Raw genomic sequence first — 18,850 nt, forward strand, 5'->3', positions numbered from 1 at the left:
GTGGGAGATCACAGATGGCGAAGTTCCTTGTCCCCGGTGCAGCGAGCGCCGCGATCGGTGCCGTTGTCGGTGTAGTGGCCGTCCTCGGTGTCACCTTCGCAGCACAGGACAACACTCGCCCCGAGATCGACCGCAGCGGCAACGCTGACTCGTCGGTCCTGAACCAGGTTGAGTACGGCACCCGCTGAGGACGCCGGCTCCCCGAGTTCCCGTTCACTGTCACGGCGGTGGCTGTTCGGCGCTTCCGTCGTTGCGGTTCTTCTAGCTTTTCTCCAGTCGCCCGGCCGCCTGGCCGCGGATACCAAGTACGACCTCTCCGAAAATCCCCTGGGGTTTCTCGCGCGCGCATCACATCAGTGGAGCACGCAGGCCCCCATGGGGCAGGTACAGAACCAGGCGTACGGCTACTTCTTTCCGCACGGTCCGTTCTTCGCACTGGGTGATGTCCTCGGCCTGCCTGCCTGGATCACCCAGCGCGTGTGGTGGGCGCTACTCCTGGTCGTCGGATTCTGGGGCGTGGTGCGACTGGCCGAGGCCTTGGGGGTGGGTAGCCGTAGTTCTCGGGTCATTGCGGCTGCCGCATTCGCGCTGTCTCCGCGAGTTCTGACCACCCTCGGCTCGATCTCGTCGGAAACCTTGCCGATGATGCTGGCGCCGTGGGTTCTGCTCCCGGTCGTCATCGCCCTCGATCACGACAGTCCGAAATCACTGCGCCGGCTCGCAGCACAGTCCGCCATGGCAGTGGCCCTGATGGGCTCGGTCAATGCCGTCGCAACCGGTGCCGCCTGCCTCGTCGCCGGTCTGTGGTGGGTGGCGCACCGACCGAATCGTCGGTGGCTCGTGTTCAGCGCGTGGTGGTTTCCGTTCATCGGTCTCGCCACACTGTGGTGGATCATCCCGTTGCTGCTGCTGGGACGGGTGAGCCCGCCGTTCCTCGACTACATCGAATCTGCCGGTGTCACTACGCAGTGGACTTCGCTGGCCGAGATCCTTCGTGGAACCGACAGCTGGACCCCGTTCGTCTCACCCGAACGCATCGCGGGCGCCGTACTCGTCACGCAACCTGCAGCAGTCGTCGCCACCGGACTCATCGCCGCAGTCGGTATCGCCGGGCTCTGCATGCGTGCGATGCCGGCGCGGGGCCGCCTGGCCCTGATCCTGTTCGTCGGCGTCGTCGGTCTGTCGGCCGGCTACGTGGGCGAGCTCGGATCGCCGTTCGCGGAGCAGGTTCGGCATTTTCTGGACTCCGGCGGCGCAGCGCTGCGCAACGTGCACAAGCTCGAACCGCTCGTGCGGATCCCACTCGTCCTCGGTCTCGCGCACATGCTGGCCAAGGTTCCGCTGCCCGGCTCCGTTCCGTTCGCGCGGTGGCGTAGCGCGCTCGCCCATCCCGAACGGGAACCGATGGTGGCGGTCACCAGTCTCCTGATGGTCGCCCTGACGCTGGCGACCTCGCTCGCGTGGACCGGGAAGCTCGCGCCACGCGGGACGTACCCGGAGGTCCCGGAATACTGGCATCAGGCTGCGCAATGGCTCGACGAGAACGCCTCGGGCGACAGCCCGGACGGCTCGGATATGGAGCGCGCCCTCGTGGTTCCGGGTGCACCGTTCGGCAGTCAGGTCTGGGGGCTCACCCGCGACGAACCTCTCCAGGCGTTGGCGAGTACCCCGTGGGCGGTTCGTGATGCGGTGCCGTTGACGCCGCCGGGAACCATCCGCGCGATGGATTCGGTTCAACGTCTCATCACGGACGGCCGGCCCTCCGACGGTCTTGCCCAGACACTCCTCGGGCAGGGCATCCACTACCTGGTGATGCGCAACGATCTCGATCCCGAGACTTCGCGATCCACCCGACCGATGGTGGCGCACCAGGCAATAGAGGGCTCACCCGGCATCGAAGAGGTCGCCGAGTTCGGGGAGGACATCGGCCCGCGGAAAGTGAAGGGCCTCGTCTCGGACGGTGACCTTCGCCCGCAGTATCCCGCGATCCAGATCTACCGAGTGTCGATGCCCGAGGGGCCGGCCGCACCGAGCGGCCCCTACACCGTGAACCTCGCCGACACTCCCCGAATTCAAGGTGGGCCCGAGACGATTCAACGTCTGAACGAGCGTGGCTCGAGGCCCGGCGCGGGCCCCGTCCTCCTCGCCTCCGACGCCGAGCGCGCCGGTCTCCCCGTGGACGCGGTGCGGGTCACCGACACACCCCGAAACCGCGAGACCGACTTCGGCCAGGTGGACAACCACAGTTCGGCTCTGCGCACTCCCGACCAGTCTCGCAGTACCCACAACCTCGTCCCCGACTATCCCGTCGAGGACGCGCCGCTCGTGCAGGGTGAGTGGGAAGGCGGCGAGATCACCGTCTCGAGTTCCGCTTCCGACGCGACCCAACTCGGTGGCACCTCCCCCGCGAGCCGTCCCGCCGCAACGGTCGACGAAGATCCCGCGACCGGTTGGTTCAGCAACGGCATCGAACGTGCGCTCGGGCAGTGGCTGCAGATCGATCTCGACAAACCGATCACCAGCGGCTTGCTGCGCGTCACCACCAGCCCCGCCGCGATCGGCGCACCCGTGCGCTGGCTGGAGATCACGACCCCGAACGGCAGCACCTCGGTGAAGGTCGATCGGCCGGGCGAACCGACGGTCGTCTCCATTCCCGGAGGCGAGACGCCGTGGGTGCGCGTCACCGCGACTCACACGGAAGACGGCTCGGGCGGAACACAGTTCGGAATCAGCGAAGTGTCCGTCGAGGACTTCTCCGACCGAGACGATCCACAGCCCGTGCCCATCAGGTTCCGAACGGTTCTGCCCGAAACTCCCCCTGATGCCACGGTCACCGGCTGGGACCTCGCCCAGGAGTTGCCAGGGCGACCCAGCTGCGTCGATTCTCCCAACCGGGTGCGCTGCTCGAATGCCTTCACTCTCGCGCCGGAAGAGGCCGGGCTCTTCGACCGCACCCTGTCGGTACCCGAACCGACAACGGTCACACCGGAACTGTGGGTCCGCGCACGCTACGGCGAGGCGCTCGAGGAACTGCTGACACCGGCCGATCGTCCATCCGCTCACGGCCGCAGCGACGTCGGCGACCTTCGCGGCTCCGCGTTCGCCGCGACCGACGGCGATCCCCGCACCACCTGGACCGCCCCGCAGCCGACCACCCGAGGCGCCGGGGCGAAACCCACACTCACCATCGACCTGCCGGAGCCGACGCGGGTCACCGGCCTGGATCTGACACTCGGCAAGGGCCAGCTTCCCGCGGCACCGACCGGCGTCGCCGTCGATCTCGGGAACGGCCCCCAGGTTCGCAAGGTGGACGGCAGCGGTCCGATCGAGCTCGAGCCTGCCGTCACCGACAAGGTCGTCCTGAGCGTGACATCGGCGGAGGACCAGCTCGATCTCACCGCGCTCGGTCTCCCGCAGCTCCAACCCACCGGGCTTGCCGAAGTCGGCGTGCTCGGCCCGAACGGCACACCGCTTCCCGGTTCCGGCGTACTCCCCGAATCGGAGGCGAGTGGCCGAACGGTCAACGTTCCGTGCGCAGAGGGCCCGGTCGTTTCGGTGTCCGGGCAGCAGGTACGCACCAGCATCACCGCCACCGTCGGAGACATACTGTCCGGCAAGCCCGTACCGGCAACCCCGTGTGGCACCGACGAACCCGTCGCACTCGCGGACGGACGTCAGGACGTCGTGGTGTCCCCATCCTCTGCCTTCTTCGTCGACCACTTGCGACTGAACACCCCCGCCTCGATGCTCGAACCCGGCGGCGGAGTGAACACCGAGGTATCGACGACCGCGTGGACGGAGAATCATCGCGAAGCCACCGTCGAGGCACGCGACGAGGACCAGTTGCTGGTCGTGCCCGAGAGCACCAATGTGGGGTGGGTGGCTACCGCCCCCGACGGAGAAGAACTGACGCCCGTCGTCGTGGACGGATGGCAGCAGGCGTGGGTGGTACCGGCCGGGACCGAGGGGACTGTGACGCTCGACTACCCGACCGACCGGTGGTACCGACTCGGCATCTTCGGTGGCCTCGCATTACTTCTGCCGCTGCTGCTCGCAGCCCTGATTCCTGGACGACGTACCCGCGATCACGGCGCACCTGCCCGCGCGTGGCACGGTGCAGTCGCCGCCTGGCTCGGTGTTTTCGCGATGTCGATCGTCGTCGCCGGTCCGGTCGGCGGAGCCACCACCGTCCTTCTCTCAGCGGTCACCGCGACAGTGGGACGAATCAAGGGATCCGCGTTCGCTGCGCGGATGCTGGTGGTGCTCGCCGGTTCCGCGTCGGTGGCAGGAATCGCGATGCTGTCCACCGGGCCGTGGCGCTCGAGAAGTGGGTACGTCGGCCATTCGTTCCTGGTTCAGTTCCCGATGCTCGTCGCCTTGGTATCGGTCGGCCTCGCCGTGATACCGCTCGCCCGCTCGGGCAGGCTCGGACGATTCTGCCGACGCTTCACGGCCCGCCGCGCTGGTTCCTCCACCAAGGCGTAGCTCGCCGACGCCACCGCGATGCTGAGCACGACGGTCAACAGAAGTACGTAGCGGAAGTTGCCGGAGAACGGAGAGACACCGAATACGGGGAAGATGATCGCCAGTATCGGCAGGTGCCAGATGAAGATTCCGTAGGACCATCGGCCGATCGCGAGCGCGAGCGGGCTGGCCAGCAGCCGGTGGCGTACGGACGTTCCCGAGTCGGCGAGAACCAGCGGAGCCATCAGCAGAAAGCTCATGACGGCACCCAGCGCGATCTTGATGCCGAACTGCCAGGGTTCGGGGCGAACGAGCCCCTCGGGTCCGGCAAGGTCGGTCGCCGTCAGTGCAAATACGAACAACGCTCCGGCCAGCATCCACCACCGGTGTGCGGCCAGCCGATGCACGGTCCCGGGTGCGCTCACCGCCAACTCGGCCAGGAGCATTCCCGCCGCGAACCACGGCAGATATCCGGGCAACCAGTTGTCGTGGTGTGTTCCCTCCAATGCGGGGACCGGGATGAAAGCCCAGGCCAGGCACACTATCGCCGTTCCAAGAATCACCGGGATTCGCAGTCTGGCGCGCTCCCCACGCAAGCGCACCAACGCCAAGGCCAGCAGCGGGAGCACCAGATAGAAGGCCACTTCCACCGACAGGCTCCACATCTGGGTCAATCCGGAGGTGAGCGTGAGTGGCACGAATACCTGCACCAGCGCGAGGTTCGCCCACCAACTCCGGAAGCTGGCATTCGCCTCCGGCAGGAAAGTGAGCACGATCGCCACGGCCACCCAATACGCAGGAAGTATTCGAGTGGCTCGCGAAAGCCAATACCGCAGAATCGGCTGAGGTGTGCCCAATCCCCGCGCCGCCGCCGCATGTGATCGCCACAACAGAAACCCGGAAAGCGCGAAGAAGAGCGCCACCGCGAGATCGAACCGGCCGACGACCCTCCCGAGGACCGTGATGTTCGTCGCGCCTGTCTGAAAGGCGACGTGTGTAACCAGAACACCCAGCGCCGCCAAGCCGCGCAGCCCTTCGAGAGCGGGGATGAACCCTCGAACGACTGGCGTCGATTCGGTCGACGGGGCGGCGATCCTGGTCATTCTCGACAGTGTGCCTTGCGTCGCTATGTGGGCGGAAGCGACGGGGGATGGGGAAAATGTCGGTCCGAGACTGTTAGTGTTCTGCCTCACGTGGTGTCGATGTGGGCTCCATGCGATCGGCGCAGCCCTACTGCCGGTGGGATACCCCGATATCGACGAACTGAGTTAGGAGAGACAGCATGGCGGAGCGCTCAGGGCCGAGCCGGATTCTTGCTTGCATTCTGGTGGGCCTAGGTGCCTTCCTCTTGGCCGTCGCCATCCTCGTTCCCACCTTCACGGTGGGGAAGCTGGCGAAGACACCGTTGGACCTCGAAGTCACGACGGTCGCCGAGGGTAAGGGCAGCGTGCTCAACTCTCAGGCTCTTCTCGCCGGTCGCGCCGAGGTCGACACGAATGTGCCGATCGTCGCACAGCGGTACGTGACCACCGAAGAGCCGTCGAACAATGACGATGTCACTGTTCAGGCCGGCCAGACGGTTCGTCGCACCGACAAGCAGGGTGACACCGGGCTCCTGTCCGCAACGGTCGACAAGGTCACGCTCGACCGCAAGGACGCAATGCCCACCAACGACCCGGTCGGAACGGTCCAGACCGAGCCGAACAAGCCTGCCGAGGAGGTTTCTCGCGACGGCTTGCAGTACAAGTTCCCGATCGATACGAAGCAGGAGAACTACCCCTACTTCGATCTGAGCGCGCGAGCCACCCAGGACATCAACTTCGTCGAAGAGACGGAGATCAACGGGCTGAAGGTGTACCACTTCAATCAGACCGTCGAGCCCGTCGACCTGTCCAAGGTGACCAAGTCGCCGAGCAACAAGCTTCAGCTTCCCGCTGAGACCTGGGGCGTTCCGGGCGGCACCCTGCCCATCACGATGACCCGCTGGTACACCAACGAGCGCGACCTGTGGGTCGAGCCCGAGACCGGCGTGATCGTCAAGGGCCAGGAGCAGATTCACCAGTACTACGCCCGCAACAAGGCGAAGCCCGAGGTCGATGTCCTGAAGGTCGAGCTTCCGTTCGACCAGGAGACCATCGAGTTCCAGACTCAGCAGGCTCGCGACAACATGGACAAGCTGTCCACCTACGCGCGCACCCTGCCGATCGTCGCCGGAATCCTGGGCGTCATCGCATTGATCGCCGGCCTCGTGCTGGGACTCCGCGGCCGTGGAAACGGGAACGAGCCGGCACCGGCAGACGGCGACTACCCCGATGGTTCGGGTAGCGGCTATGCAGCCACCCCGGCATCGGAGCGCGACTGGACCACGGACCAGACCGAAGAGATTCGGGACTGGGACAACGACCAGACCGAACAGATTCGAGACTGGAACAGCGACCAGACGGAGGAGATTCCGATTCAGGATCCCCGCCGCGGTTACGACCAGCAGCAGTAGAACCACACACGAGTGAGGCCCCCGGATTTCGATCCGGGGGCCTCACTCGTTTCATCGGCGTCGTCCAATGTCACACCGGTTGCCGCGAGTTGAACCGGTGTGACATTGGTCGGGCAAGAATGCGACGGTCAGACTTCCACCGTTGATCGCGACGCGGTCCGGACGGCCAGAATGCTGACGGCCAGTGCCGTCACCGAGGCCACGCCGACGGCGATGCCGACCAGCTGAGTCAGGGTGGACGCCACCGTCACCATGACCACCATTTCCACGAGAAGTCCGATCCAGGCGACACCGGCGAGGTGCGTCCGATCGCCCGCGATGACGGAAAGCAGCGCACCCTGCAGCACGGCGAGGCAGGCACCGTGCAACGCGAACACCCAGAGCAACGACTGCACGGGTGCGTAATCGGACCCCACGAGCATGGGGGCGAGCGGCGACGCGATCGCGACGCCGAGCACGAGCACTGCGCCGAGACCGACCAGAACGGCGAGCGCCGAACGTACCGCCCCCGCAGAGTGATCCGGGTTCGCCATCCTCGGGTACAGGACGACACCCACGGCTTGCGGCAGCCAGAAGGCCACCTTCGTCGCGACGGCTCCGAGTGCGTACAACCCCGCGTCGTCGTTGGTGAGAACCATGCGCGCGATCACGAGGTCCATCGAGGACAAGGCGATGAGAGCGAGCTGAACTTGCGACGCAGCCAGGACGGCCCCCACGCCGATCTTGCTCGGAGCACTCTGTCCGTCACTTCGGCCCGCGAGAATGCGTGCTGCCAGGGCTACGACGGCGGTGCCGACCGCACTGGCGGCCAGCGCGAAGCCGGGGCCACCACCGAGATAGAGAACTACGACGGCGGGAAGTACCTTCCCGATTCCGGCCCCCGCCAGTACGAGGCTCAGTTCGCCGAACCGTCCGGCACCCTGCAGAAGCCCCTGCTCGGTAGCGAGGAGGACCAGCATCGGGGCGGTCACGAGGGCGGCGAAGGTCGACCACATACCCGTGTCCAACGCCCAGGAGACAAATGGAGAGAGGGCGAATGCCAGTGCCGCAACGATTGCGGTGCACCTGGTTCCGAGCACCCGCACGGCCCGGATGCTGCGGCCGTGGACCACCTCACGCGCGGCGACGGTCTGCAGGGCGAGCGCCGGCACCGCCAGCACCAGTTGGGCCGCCAGGAGGCTCGCGAACTCCCCGTAGCCGGCTGGGCCCAACCACCTACTGGCCGGGAGATGAAGCAGGTAGGACGCAATGTTCGCGATCATCGAGCCCACCGTCACCATGGTCATTCCCGCGACTGCGGAGGTGGTGGACGATCGCTGAGGCATGAGCCCAATGATGCACCACGTATCGTGCCGCACATGAAGTCGCGGCCCCCAGCACTCCTCGGTACCGCGCCTCGAAACGGAGCCGCGCCTCGGAGGGTTGCGATCGCGGTCTCCGGCTACAGCCTGGCCCTGACTCTGTTGATACTCGGGCCACTTCTGGGCCCCGGCTACCTGCTACTGCGCGATGCGGTGAGTACACCCCGGTCGTATCTCACCGATGCCGCGCTCGGCCTGTCCGACGCGGCGGCACGCGCCGTCCCGCAGGACGCGGTTCTCGCTGCCGCGAGCACCGTCGTGGACGGGGGCCTTCTGGTCAAGGCCATCCTGCTCGCCTGCCTGTGGCTCACCGGGACGGGCACCGCCCGCATGGTGCGCACACTGTTGCCGACGGCGACCCTCGGACCACAACTGGTCGCGATCACCATCGCACTCTGGAATCCCTACGTCGCCGAGCGTCTCCTGCAGGGGCACTGGAGTCTCCTCGCCGGCTACGCGGCCCTCCCCTGGACCGTATGCGCCGCCGTCGCGATACGGCGGGGCCGACGGTGGGGGTGGTTCGCGCTCGCAGCGTGTGCCGCCGCCGCGGGTCTCACCCCGACCGGCGCGTTGCTGACGGTCGTGACGGCTTTGACCCTCCTGGCTGCCCCGGGAGGCGCCTCGCGGACCGCGACGCGGGTCGCAGGGTCGATTGCGCTGTTCCTGGCGGCGAGTGCGCCGTGGCTGATGGCAACGGCGCTGTCCGCCGGGGCTGCGGGCGAGGGATCCGATCCCGCCGGGGTCGCGGCTTTCGCCGCACGCGCGGAGCCGGGCCTCGCCACCGTCGGGAGTCTGCTCGGGTTGGGCGGAGTCTGGAACTCGGCCGCAGTCCCCAACACCCGTACGAGCGTATTCGCCGTGGCCGGAACGGTTCTCCTGATCGCTGTCGTCGTAGCCGGCCTTCCGGCGTTGTGGCGGCGGCGCCGCAATCCGGTGATCGGCGCACTCGCGGTCCTTGCCACCCTGGCAGTGCTCGGCCCTGCCTTCGGCGCCACTGCGTGGGGACTGAGTCTGGGCGAGTGGGCGGTGCAGGCCGTCCCCGGAGCAGGACTGCTGCGTGACGCACAGAAGTGGGTTGCCCTCGCCGCTCCGCTCTACGCGTTGGCAGGCGCGGCAGCGGTGATGCGGAAGCAGTTCACACCGGCCTGGTCCGCCGCTGCGGTACTCGCGGTTCTGCTTGCCCTTCCCGACCTCGCATGGGGAGTCGGAGGCGGCCTGAAGCCGGTCCAGTATCCGGACTCGTGGAAGCACGTCGCGGCTGAGCTTTCCACGGACGAGGGCACCGGGGACGTCGCCGTCGTGCCTGCCGGAATGTTCCGCAAGTTCGACTACAGCGGCGGTGCGCCCGTCCTCGATCCGGCGCCGCGCATGCTGCCCGAGGATGTACTGCAGACCGGTGAACTGCCTGTCGCAGGCGGCAAGGTTGCGGGCGAGGGAACCCGCGCGGAACACGTCGAGAGCCTGTTGCTGGCAGGCGGATCCGCCGAGGATCTCGCCGCGCTCGGGGTTCGCTGGGTGTTGGTGGAACAACGCACTCTCGGCGAGACGGGCGACTCCCAGAAGACACTCGCACAGCTCGAAAACACCTACGACGATGGAGAACTCGCGCTCTATCGGGTTACCGGCGAGGTACCCGCCGACTCCGCAGCCACGTCGGCGAGAGTGGCAGTCCTGCTGGCGCACGGCCTTTGGCTGGTACTCCTGACAGGTGGCCTCGGCGGCGCGGTTCTAACTGTCCGCGTGGACGAACGCCAGATCCCGCTTCGGAAAGATCGGCGCAACCAGGCCTGAGGTGTGCCGTCCCGCTGCAGTCTCCAGCAGCACGTCGTGGACGCCCTTCCCTGTGTGCTTCCACGAGAATTCGCCGGCACGGACACGCGCTTTGGCGCCGAGCAGGGTGCGGGCCTCCTCGTCCGTCAGCAGGCCACTGATCGCCTCGGTCAGTTCGGCGACGTCACCGGGGCCGGCGTCGCCGCCACCGACGAGAATGCCCGTCACGCCGTCGACGATCGAATCGGTGAGCCCCTTGGAACTCCGGTAGCCGACGGTGGGGACACCGTGCTGAGCGGCCTCGATGACGGCGAGACCCCAGCCTTCCTTGCGTGACGGCATCACGTGCACCCACGACCGGCCGAGCAGCTCGTGCTTGCGCTTCTCGTCGACGTGTCCGTGGAAGGTCACGGCATCACCGATACCGAGTTCGTGGGCTCGTTCGCGAAGGTTCTGCTCCCACCAACCGCCACCGACCACATCCAGGTGCAGATCGGGCACGGTGGGACGCAGTGCAGCGACGGACTCGAGCGCGTCCTCGATCTGCTTGTGCGGAACCAGGCGGGAAAGCACGCACACGCTCGGATGATCGGTACGGCTGTGCGACCCGCCGGCGTCGATGCCTACGGGAAGTTCGTCGGCGCCGTTACGGACCACGGCGATCCGCTCACGGTCGACGCCCAGGTCCACGAGTTCGTCGGCAGAGGGCAGCGACACCGTCAGATACTGGTTGGCTCGGTGCGCCCGAGGGGACAACCACGACTCGACCCACCAACCGATCTTGCCGACGAGCTTGCCCGCGACCGGCCACTGCTCGCGGTGGCAGTGGTGCACCAGCAGCGTCACCGGGGCGCCCGAGACTGCACGAGAGAAGAAGGGGATGCCGTTCTGAGTGTCGATCACGGCGTCCGGGCGAATGCCCTTGAGCGGACCGAAACCGAGCCGACCTGCCGCAATCGCGGCGAGCGCGCGCGGATAGACGCTGTACCGTCCGCCCGCTCGGCTGATCTCGATGCCGTCGATCGTCTCGCTGCGCGGCGCACCGGCGTACTTGGCCGTCCGAAACGTGACCTTGATTCCGCGGGCGGCCAGTTGTGCACCGACCTGTTCCAGGTACCGCTCGCTGCCGCCACCCTGAGGGTGACCCGTGTCGCGCCAGCACAGCAGCAATACCTCTCGCACTGTCGTGAACTCCTGTAGTCGCCGTGAACCTGCCTGGACCGAATCTTCGGTCGGACCACACACCCTTACCAGGCAGTAATCCTCCCGAACACCCTAACGGCTCGTCGGTCCCGTGAAGAGACTCAGTAAGGTTCCCTCTCGTGACATCCGGCTCCGTGACACGTCGATTCGGTCGACGAGCGACCCTGAAACGCTCGTTCGGCCTGCTCAGCGACTTCCGGCACGAACAGAGCGCGCCGGAGTTGTTCTACGGCGCCCTGGCCCGGGACTCCCTCGAATTGATCTCCGACCTGCACTACGGACTCACCGAGTCCGACCTGACGGGAACGACGGTCCTGGACGTGGGCGGTGGCCCCGGCTACTTCGCCGAGGTGTTCACGAAAGCCGGCGCACGGTACGTGCCGGTCGAGCCCGACCCTTCGGAGATGCACGCCGCCGGATTGACCGTCGCCGGTGGCGCGGTGCGTGGCTCCGGCTTGGCGCTTCCCTTCCTCGACTCCTCCGTGGACATCTGCTTCTCGTCGAACGTCGCCGAACACGTGCCCGAGCCCTGGACGATGGCGGACGAGATGCTCCGGGTCGTGAAGCCGGGCGGGCTGATGGTGCTGTCCTACACCCTGTGGTGGGGCCCGTTCGGCGGACACGAAACGGGGCCGTGGCACGCATTGGGCGGCGAATACGCGGCCCGGAGATACGCGCGCAAGAACGGCCGCGAGCCGAAGAATCGTTACGGCGTCTCGTTGTTCAAGGTGGGCGCCACCGACGGATTGCGCTGGGGCCGAGCCGCAGAGGGCGCCGAGCTGCTGGCCGCTTTCCCGCGCTATCACCCGAGGTGGGCCTGGTGGATGGTGCGCATACCTGGAATCCGTGAGTTCCTGGTGAGCAACCTGGTCCTCGTGATGCGAAAGAAGTAGGGACGGCTCATGCGGATCGCACTGGACGTCGGCGGCACCAAGATGGTGGCCGGATCCGTCGATGCTCAGCTGTCCGTGCCGCACCCGATGACGATCGCGACACCCGAATCCGGGGTGTGGGCTGCATGCGAGGCCCTTCTGCGCTCCGTGGCCGGCGGCGGCGAGGTGACGGCCCTCGGTATCGCGTGCGCGGGCCCCGTCGACCTGAACGCGGGCGTCGTCGCACCCATCAACATTCCCGAATGGGCGGGCGGCTTCGCCCTCGTGGCCGCGGCACGAGAGATCTGGCCGAAGGCCGACGTCGGACTCGTGATGGACGGCGCGGCGGCCGCGCTTGCCGAGCATCGACTCGGGGCCGGTCGCGGCTCCGACAACATGCTGGGTCTCGTCGTGTCCACCGGGATCGGGGGCGGCCTGGTGCTGGGCGGGCGTCTCGTGACCGGTCGAACCGGCAACGCCGGGCACGTCGGCCACATGGCGGTCTCCGCAGGGGACGCGCGCTGCGCCTGCGGCGGCGTCGGCTGCCTCGAGACCGTCGCGAGCGGGCCGTCAGCTGTCCGGTGGGCTCGCGACCAGGGCTGGACGGGCTCCGACGGCCGTGCGCTCGCCAGATCCGCGCAAACCGGCGATCCGATCGCCGTGGCGGCCCTACAGCGGGCAGGAACGGCGCTCGGTGAAGCGTTCGCCTCGGCCGCCGCACTGCTCGACCTGGAGACCATCGTGGTCGGTGGCGGTTTCGCTCAGGCCGGGCCACCGATGTGGGACGCACTCCACAGCGAGGTGGACCGCCGCGGCCGACTGTCGTTTCTCTCGGGTTTGACAGTGGTGCCGGCCGAACTCGGACCGACCGGCACCCTCGCCGGCGCAGCCGTCCTCACCGACGAAGACCGGTAGTCGTCTGCCACCTGTTCCAATCTTCTGTAACGTGTTCTAGTGTTCAGGGTCACACCACGTTCAGGAGAGGAGGCGACCGTGAGCACCATCCCCGCCGACGACTCCGATCACCTCTCCCAGGTGGCCCGACCAGCGGAGTCGAGAGGAAACCTCGAGGAGACCGGCGCCCGACTCGGCGCCTGGCTCGCCGCCCGCGTCCCCGATGCACCGACGATCACGCACGTCGAGATGCCGGACACCAACGGCATGTCCAGCGACACCATCCTGTTCGACGCGACCTGGTCCGAGGAGCAACACCGGCTGGTCGCCCGCGTCGCCCCGGCCGAGGCAGCGATGCCCGTCTTCCCCACCTACGACTTCGACGCCCAGTTCCGTGTCATGCAGACCGTGCGCGAGTGCACGTCGGTTCCCGTACCTGCCGTCCATTGGTCCGAGCCCGACCCCACACCCCTGGGCGCACCGTTCTTCGTCATGCAGCGGGCCGACGGTCTCGTGCCGCCGGACGTCATGCCCTACAACTTCGACTCGTGGGTCACCCAGGCCGCCGAAGCCGAGCGCCGCGAACTTCAGCGCAGCACGATCGGAGTTCTCGCCGAACTGCACGGGATCGATCGTCCTGCAGACAAATTTCCCTTCCTGCGACTTCCCGGCTTCGGCGAATCGGTCACGGAGTCCCTGACCGCACACCTTCGGCACGAACGCGAGTACTACGAGTGGACCACCCACACCGGGCCACGTTCGCCACTCATCGAGCGTGCATTCGACTGGCTGGGCGAGAACCTTCCTGCCGACGACGGCCCCGCCGTGTTCTGCTGGGGCGACTCGAGAATCGGCAACGTGATGTACCGCGACTTCCGCCCCTCCGCGGTTCTCGATTGGGAGATGGCCACACTCGGCCCACGCGAACTCGACTTGGGCTGGATCGTCTACCTACACCGATTCTTCGAGGACCTTGCACAACTCGCCGGGTTGGACGGACTGCCGTCCATGTTGCGTCCCGACGATGTCGCCGCCGAGTACGAGGCTGCGACGGGCCACACCCCGCGCGACCTCGAGTACTTCATCACCTATGCCGCGCTGCGCCAGGCAACCATCATGCTTCGTATACAAACGCGCGCAATTCATTTCGGTCAGGTAGCCAGTCCTGACGACCCCGACGACCTGATCATGCACCGCGCGTCGCTCGAGGCGATGCTGAACGGTTCGTACTGGGAGGGCCTGACATGACCCTCGACCACACTCGGGCCACCCTCTCCCCCATGGACGACCTCCTCATCCATCAGGTCGCGGAGCCCGTCCGGAGAGTTGCCACGTCCGACCGAAACTTCTACGACCGCTACTACTTCAACTGCTACCCAGTGGAGGACCTGGACCTGTTCCTCGTCGTCGGGTTCGGCCAGTACCCGAATCTCGGTGTCACGGATGCTTTCGCGGTACTGCGGCGCGTTGACGACCACATCGTCGCTCGCGCCTCCGGCGCCCTGGGATCCGACCGCAGCGACACCACCCTCGGACCGTTTCGCGTGGAAGTTCGCGAAGGACTCCGCGTGCTGCGGGTCGTCCTCGAGCCAGGCGAGTACGACCTGTCCTTCGACCTCGAGTTCGTTGCCGACATTCCCGCGACACTCGAGCCGAGACACTTTCGGCGACAGCTGGAACGCACCACCTTCGACTCCGTCAGATTCGTCCAAACCGGCAGCTGGACAGGTGAACTCACCGTGGACGGCGACTCCCGTCCGGTGACGCCCGAAGGCTGGAAGGGTAATCGCGACCGGTCGTGGGGAATCCGGCCGGTGGGCGAGGGCGAACCGCAGGGACGCCGGGCCGTCGACGGCATCCAGAACTTCTTCTGGATCTATTCGGTGATGCAGTTCGACGCCTACACGATCTCCGTCGTCGTCCAGGAAGACGAACAAGGCAAGCGAATCGTCGAAGAAGCGGTACGGATCTGGCCCGACAACGATCGCGAACCCGAATGGCTCGGAAGGCCCGAACACGAACTCCGATTCGAGCCGGGCACGCGCACCGTCACCGGCGCGACACTCACCTTCCACAGACCTTCCTCGGAGACGCTCACCATCGAATGCGAGTTTCTGGTCCCCAACTACATCGGGATCGGGACGGGCTACGGCCTCGAACAGGACTGGCGGCACGGGATGTGGCAGGGCGACCTCGTCGTGCAGGGGCTGCGCAGGCGAGCCTCGGAGATCGACCCCGGGCTCCTGATGTTCTGCCCCGTCGACAATCTGGCGCGATTCCACAGCACCGACCCGAACCATCCGACAGGCACCGGCCTGTTCGAAGTCGCCGCTATAGGACCACACGAAAAGTACGGATTCACCGAGTTCACGGACACCGCCTCCTGAACAGGGAGGGCAACCGGGAGGAATGAAAACAGCAATGACCGACTACGACAAGCTCTACATCGGCGGGCAATGGGTCGCGCCGAAAACGGACCAGGTACTCGAGGTGTTCTCGCCGGCATCCGAGGAGAGGGTGGGCGTCGTCCCCGTCGCGGCACCGGCCGATATCGACAACGCGGTGGCAGTGGCTCGCCAGGCTTTCGACGAAGGCCCTTGGCCCCGAACCACTCCCGCAGAGCGCGGTGAGATCCTCGCCAAGGCAGCGAAGCTGATCGAGGAACGCAGCGCAGAGCTCACCTCGGTGATCTCCTCCGAGATGGGTCAGCCTCCGGCCACCGTCGGCATGATGCAGCAGACGCCGGCGCTCGCCACTCTCAATTTCTACGCAGGACTCGCGAACGAGTTCGAGTGGGAGCAGGTGCGCACCGGAATCTTCGGACAGAGCCGCGTACTACGTGAGCCCGTCGGCGTCGTCGCTGCCGTGCTCGCGTGGAACGTCCCTCTGTTCCTCGCGATCAACAAGCTCGCACCGGCCCTCTTGGCCGGATGTACGGTCTTGCTCAAGCCCGCACCCGAATCTCCTCTCGCCACCAACATGATCGCCGAGATCTTCACGGAAGCCGGCGTTCCCGAGGGTGTCATCTCCGTACTGCCCGGTGGCGCCGAGACCGGCGAGTACCTGGTGTCGCACAGCGACATCGACAAGATCACCTTCACCGGATCGAGCCCCGTGGGCCGCAAGATCGGTGCGATTGCCGCTCAGAACCTCAAGCGATGCTCGCTCGAGCTGGGCGGAAAGTCTGCAGCCATCATTCTGGACGACGCGGACTTGGCGTCGACCATGCCGATGCTCGTCATGTCCGGCCTGATGAACACCGGCCAGGCATGCGTCGCGCAGACTCGAATCCTCGCTCCCCGTGCGCGTTACGACGAGGTCATCGAAGCGATGGTCGCCGGTGCGGGCATGATGGCTGTCGGTGACCCCAGCGATCCCGCCGCTCAGCTCGGCCCGCTCATCTCCGAGCGTCAGCGCGAGCGCGTCGAGGGATACATCGCCAAGGGCAAGGAAGAGGGCGCCCGTGTCGTACTCGGCGGCGGACGACCCTCGGGCTTCGACAAGGGCTGGTACGTCGAGCCCACGATCTTCGCCGACGTCGACAATTCGATGACGATCGCCCGAGAAGAGATCTTCGGGCCAGTGCTCTCCGTCATTCCGTACGACTCCGAGGACGAGGCGATCAAGATCGCCAACGATTCCGAATACGGACTCGCAGGATCGGTGTACACGACGGACGCCGAACGCGGCCTCGAGGTCGCGAAGAAGATTCGGACCGGCACATACGCGATCAACTGGTACGCATTCGATCCGGGATCACCGTTCGGTGGCTACAAGAACTCCGGTATCGGACGGGAGAACGGGCCCGAGGGTCTCGAGGCGTTCTGCGAGACCAAGTCGGTCCTGATGCCGCCCGGATACACCGGATAACCCCACCCCCCTTACCGACGAATGTCACACACGTTCAGCTCACGCGAACGTGTGTGACATTCGTTTAGGTGGGGCGGGTGATTTCGGTCAGCCGGCGCTGCCGGTACCGATGCCACCGAGCGGTCCGCCCACGAAGATGATCTGCGGGGGGAAGGTAGTGGCCGGTTCGGTGGGCGCAAGCAGGCTGGTGCATTCGCCGACCACGGCGTAGACGCCGTCTGCCAGTTCAGGGGTCGTGTATTCCCGGCTGGAGGTGCCTTCGAGGTTGGCCGGGACGCGGTCGAGCGGATTGATCGTGCCCCACGCCGCGAAGCCCGGCGCCAGAATAGCCAGCGGATCCTGAAGAACGGCTGGAATCTTGAGCGCATCGAATACGTAAGCGCCACACGACGGGTCGAGGATGCCGGTATTCGGGTTCGCGACCGTCAGGTTCAGAACGTTCTCGTCAGCTTTGACGACCACGCCCGGGGCCTGAGTTCCTTCTGCCGCCGACGCCGTGGCCGGAGCGGCCATCGCAATACCTGTCGTTGCGAGGGCAGCAACTGCCGCGCCTGCCATGCCGCGTGTCAATGTCCGCATACTTTTGTGCCTTTCGAGGATCCCCGACGACGAGTGATGCATGTTTCTGAGAAAATCTTAAGTGACGGATGTGACAGATGGGACTATCCGGCCGAAAAGGTCATCGAACGGTGACCTTCCCCCTCCCCCGACGAATGTCACACACGTTCAGCTCACGCGAACCGGTGTGACATCGGTCAGGGTCGGCAGTGTCGGAAACGTACAAGAATCGCGCCGCTGCGCTCTCCACACTGGATGCATGACCGATACCAATCCCATCCCGGACGGCTATACGAGCGTCACCCCATATCTCGTCGTAGAGGGGGCGGCCAAGGCGATCGAGTGGTACGGCACCGTTTTCGGCGCCACCATTGCCGGACGAAACAACGCGCCGGACGGCCGCGTGGCGCACGCCGAGTTGGATCTCGGAAACGGCCGCATCCAACTGAGCGACCCGATGCCGGACAAAGGCCTCCTAGCGCCGGACGGGACGAACAACGTCAACCATTCGTATGTCCTGTATTGCGATGACGTCGACTCGACGTTCGAGCGGGCGACTGTCGGCGGCGCGCATGCCTACGAGGAACCCGCGACGTTCTTCACGGGCGATCGCTTCTGCTCGATCCTCGATCCCTTCGGTCACCGCTGGGCGATCATGACGCGGGTCGAGGACGTAGCCCCGGAAGAGGCGGAACGCCGTATCAACGAGTGGCTGGCCTCTCAGGGCACCTGACCTGCCCTGACCAATGTCACACCGGTTCACATGAGTAGAACCGGTGTGACATTCGTCGGAGGCGAGGGGGCGAACTGCAGCTACAGTGGGCGAGGTCGCCATCGTCGTCCATACGCTCGGAAGGTCTCACTGTGAACCGATTTCAGCAGGGCGCGGCCGCGTTCAACGTGGTGATGCGACGCATCATCGACGCGCCGGTAGTCGGCAGATTTCTGTCCCGTTCGATGGCCGAGGTTTCGTACATCGGCCGCAAGTCCGGCCGACGCTTCACGCTGGTCGTGGCATACAAGAGGCGCGGGAACGAGCTCACCATCGGTGTCGCGATGCCGGACAAGAAGGGCTGGTGGCGAAATTTCCATCCCGACGGCGGGCCGATCCTCGTCCGGCTCGACGGAGTCGAGCGCACCGGCACCGCCGTGGCGCATCGCGACGGCGACAACGTCCACGTGAAGGTGACGCTGGACTGAACCGCCTGAAACGACCAATGTCACACACGTTCGATCCAGGCGGTTTCAAGTGGTGGATGCACCGATGAGCTCAGCGAACTTTTCGACTGGTGGGCGGTAGCCTAGCGCCGCCCTGGGGCGTTCGTTGAGTTCGGTGGTGACGAAGCGAAGGTGTTCGAGCGAGT

The 18,850-nt window shown here is 66.2% G+C and carries 14 protein-coding genes and 1 pseudogene; 11 read left to right on the forward strand and 4 right to left on the reverse strand.

What is annotated here, in order from left to right:
• Positions 1 to 14 precede the first annotated feature (14 nt).
• Both ACZI8R_RS17715 and ACZI8R_RS17720 read left to right on the forward strand, forming a co-directional pair.
• Positions 15 to 188: a DUF2613 domain-containing protein gene (locus ACZI8R_RS17715; protein ID WP_463380969.1), complete on the forward strand. Its 174-nt coding sequence runs from the start codon at positions 15 to 17 to the stop codon at positions 186 to 188.
• Positions 169 to 4,485, forward strand: a complete 4,317-nt coding sequence (locus tag ACZI8R_RS17720) for an alpha-(1->3)-arabinofuranosyltransferase (RefSeq protein WP_463380970.1) — start codon at positions 169 to 171, stop codon at positions 4,483 to 4,485. The genes ACZI8R_RS17715 and ACZI8R_RS17720 overlap by 20 nt, the downstream gene beginning before the upstream one ends.
• 20 nt (positions 4,486 to 4,505) lie before the next feature.
• Here ACZI8R_RS17720 and ACZI8R_RS17725 read toward each other — a convergent pair.
• Positions 4,506 to 5,567: pseudogene (locus ACZI8R_RS17725) on the reverse strand (acyltransferase family protein); the annotation flags it as partial.
• A 179-nt stretch (positions 5,568 to 5,746) separates the two neighbouring features.
• Between ACZI8R_RS17725 and ACZI8R_RS17730 the strand changes: the two are divergent.
• On the forward strand, positions 5,747 to 6,958 hold the full coding sequence (locus ACZI8R_RS17730) for a cell envelope lipid trafficking protein PgfA (RefSeq protein ID WP_463380971.1): 1,212 nt from the start codon (positions 5,747 to 5,749) through the stop codon (positions 6,956 to 6,958).
• A 128-nt stretch (positions 6,959 to 7,086) separates the two neighbouring features.
• Here the strand turns inward: ACZI8R_RS17730 and ACZI8R_RS17735 are convergent, their stop codons facing one another.
• Positions 7,087 to 8,283, reverse strand: coding sequence for a lipopolysaccharide biosynthesis protein (locus tag ACZI8R_RS17735; RefSeq protein ID WP_463380972.1), 1,197 nt, complete (start codon positions 8,281 to 8,283; stop codon positions 7,087 to 7,089).
• A gap of 33 nt (positions 8,284 to 8,316) precedes the next feature.
• Between ACZI8R_RS17735 and ACZI8R_RS17740 the strand changes: the two genes are divergently transcribed.
• Positions 8,317 to 10,110 carry an MmpA family trehalose lipid delivery protein gene (locus ACZI8R_RS17740; protein ID WP_463380973.1) on the forward strand — a complete coding sequence of 598 codons (1,794 nt, stop codon included), beginning with the start codon at positions 8,317 to 8,319 and terminating at the stop codon, positions 10,108 to 10,110.
• Here ACZI8R_RS17740 and ACZI8R_RS17745 read toward each other — a convergent pair.
• Positions 10,048 to 11,271: a glycosyltransferase family 4 protein gene (locus tag ACZI8R_RS17745; protein ID WP_463380974.1), complete on the reverse strand. Its 1,224-nt coding sequence runs from the start codon at positions 11,269 to 11,271 to the stop codon at positions 10,048 to 10,050. The genes ACZI8R_RS17740 and ACZI8R_RS17745 overlap by 63 nt on opposite strands.
• Positions 11,272 to 11,426: 155 nt before the next feature.
• Here ACZI8R_RS17745 and ACZI8R_RS17750 point away from each other — a divergent pair, with 155 nt between their 5' ends.
• The 5 genes from ACZI8R_RS17750 to ACZI8R_RS17770 all read left to right on the forward strand — a co-directional run bounded on the left by ACZI8R_RS17750 (position 11,427) and on the right by ACZI8R_RS17770 (position 16,928).
• A complete protein-coding gene (locus ACZI8R_RS17750; protein WP_463380988.1) occupies positions 11,427 to 12,185 on the forward strand; it encodes a class I SAM-dependent methyltransferase in 759 nt (252 codons plus the stop codon).
• A 9-nt stretch (positions 12,186 to 12,194) separates the two neighbouring features.
• The gene (locus ACZI8R_RS17755) at positions 12,195 to 13,079 is read left to right on the forward strand and encodes an ROK family protein (RefSeq protein WP_463380975.1); all 885 of its coding nucleotides are present in this window, start codon (positions 12,195 to 12,197) and stop codon (positions 13,077 to 13,079) included.
• Between the two features lie 78 nt (positions 13,080 to 13,157).
• The gene (locus ACZI8R_RS17760) at positions 13,158 to 14,306 is read left to right on the forward strand and encodes a phosphotransferase family protein (RefSeq protein WP_463380976.1); all 1,149 of its coding nucleotides are present in this window, start codon (positions 13,158 to 13,160) and stop codon (positions 14,304 to 14,306) included.
• Positions 14,303 to 15,445 carry an Rv3169 family protein gene (locus ACZI8R_RS17765; protein ID WP_463380977.1) on the forward strand — a complete coding sequence of 381 codons (1,143 nt, stop codon included), beginning with the start codon at positions 14,303 to 14,305 and terminating at the stop codon, positions 15,443 to 15,445. Before ACZI8R_RS17760 ends, ACZI8R_RS17765 begins: the two co-directional genes overlap by 4 nt.
• A gap of 34 nt (positions 15,446 to 15,479) precedes the next feature.
• A complete protein-coding gene (locus ACZI8R_RS17770) occupies positions 15,480 to 16,928 on the forward strand; it encodes an aldehyde dehydrogenase (RefSeq protein ID WP_463380978.1) in 1,449 nt (482 codons plus the stop codon).
• Positions 16,929 to 17,015: 87 nt separating this feature from the next.
• On the opposite strand, the gene ACZI8R_RS17775 is transcribed toward ACZI8R_RS17770, so the two are convergent.
• Positions 17,016 to 17,507: a hypothetical protein gene (locus ACZI8R_RS17775; protein WP_463380979.1), complete on the reverse strand. Its 492-nt coding sequence runs from the start codon at positions 17,505 to 17,507 to the stop codon at positions 17,016 to 17,018.
• A 238-nt stretch (positions 17,508 to 17,745) separates the two neighbouring features.
• On the opposite strand from ACZI8R_RS17775, the gene ACZI8R_RS17780 reads away from it, so the two are divergent.
• Positions 17,746 to 18,219 (forward strand): VOC family protein, encoded by a 474-nt coding sequence (locus tag ACZI8R_RS17780; RefSeq protein ID WP_463380980.1) that lies wholly within the window; start codon positions 17,746 to 17,748, stop codon positions 18,217 to 18,219.
• Between the two features lie 131 nt (positions 18,220 to 18,350).
• Positions 18,351 to 18,686 (forward strand): hypothetical protein, encoded by a 336-nt coding sequence (locus tag ACZI8R_RS17785; protein ID WP_463380981.1) that lies wholly within the window; start codon positions 18,351 to 18,353, stop codon positions 18,684 to 18,686.
• Positions 18,687 to 18,850 lie beyond the last annotated feature (164 nt).

Source organism: Rhodococcus huquni, assembly GCF_055231055.1.

What these genes read in the sequence shown, in the direction of transcription:
- ACZI8R_RS17715 (WP_463380969.1), top strand. Translation starts at nt 15, where the DNA reads ATGGCGAAGTTCCTTGTCCCCGGTGCAGCGAGCGCCGCGATCGGTGCC.
- ACZI8R_RS17730 (WP_463380971.1), top strand. Translation starts at nt 5,747, where the DNA reads ATGGCGGAGCGCTCAGGGCCGAGCCGGATTCTTGCTTGCATTCTGGTG.
- ACZI8R_RS17735 (WP_463380972.1), bottom strand. Translation starts at nt 8,283, where the DNA reads ATGCCTCAGCGATCGTCCACCACCTCCGCAGTCGCGGGAATGACCATG.
- ACZI8R_RS17740 (WP_463380973.1), top strand. Translation starts at nt 8,317, where the DNA reads ATGAAGTCGCGGCCCCCAGCACTCCTCGGTACCGCGCCTCGAAACGGA.
- ACZI8R_RS17755 (WP_463380975.1), top strand. Translation starts at nt 12,195, where the DNA reads ATGCGGATCGCACTGGACGTCGGCGGCACCAAGATGGTGGCCGGATCC.
- ACZI8R_RS17765 (WP_463380977.1), top strand. Translation starts at nt 14,303, where the DNA reads ATGACCCTCGACCACACTCGGGCCACCCTCTCCCCCATGGACGACCTC.
- ACZI8R_RS17770 (WP_463380978.1), top strand. Translation starts at nt 15,480, where the DNA reads ATGACCGACTACGACAAGCTCTACATCGGCGGGCAATGGGTCGCGCCG.
- ACZI8R_RS17775 (WP_463380979.1), bottom strand. Translation starts at nt 17,507, where the DNA reads ATGCGGACATTGACACGCGGCATGGCAGGCGCGGCAGTTGCTGCCCTC.
- ACZI8R_RS17780 (WP_463380980.1), top strand. Translation starts at nt 17,746, where the DNA reads ATGACCGATACCAATCCCATCCCGGACGGCTATACGAGCGTCACCCCA.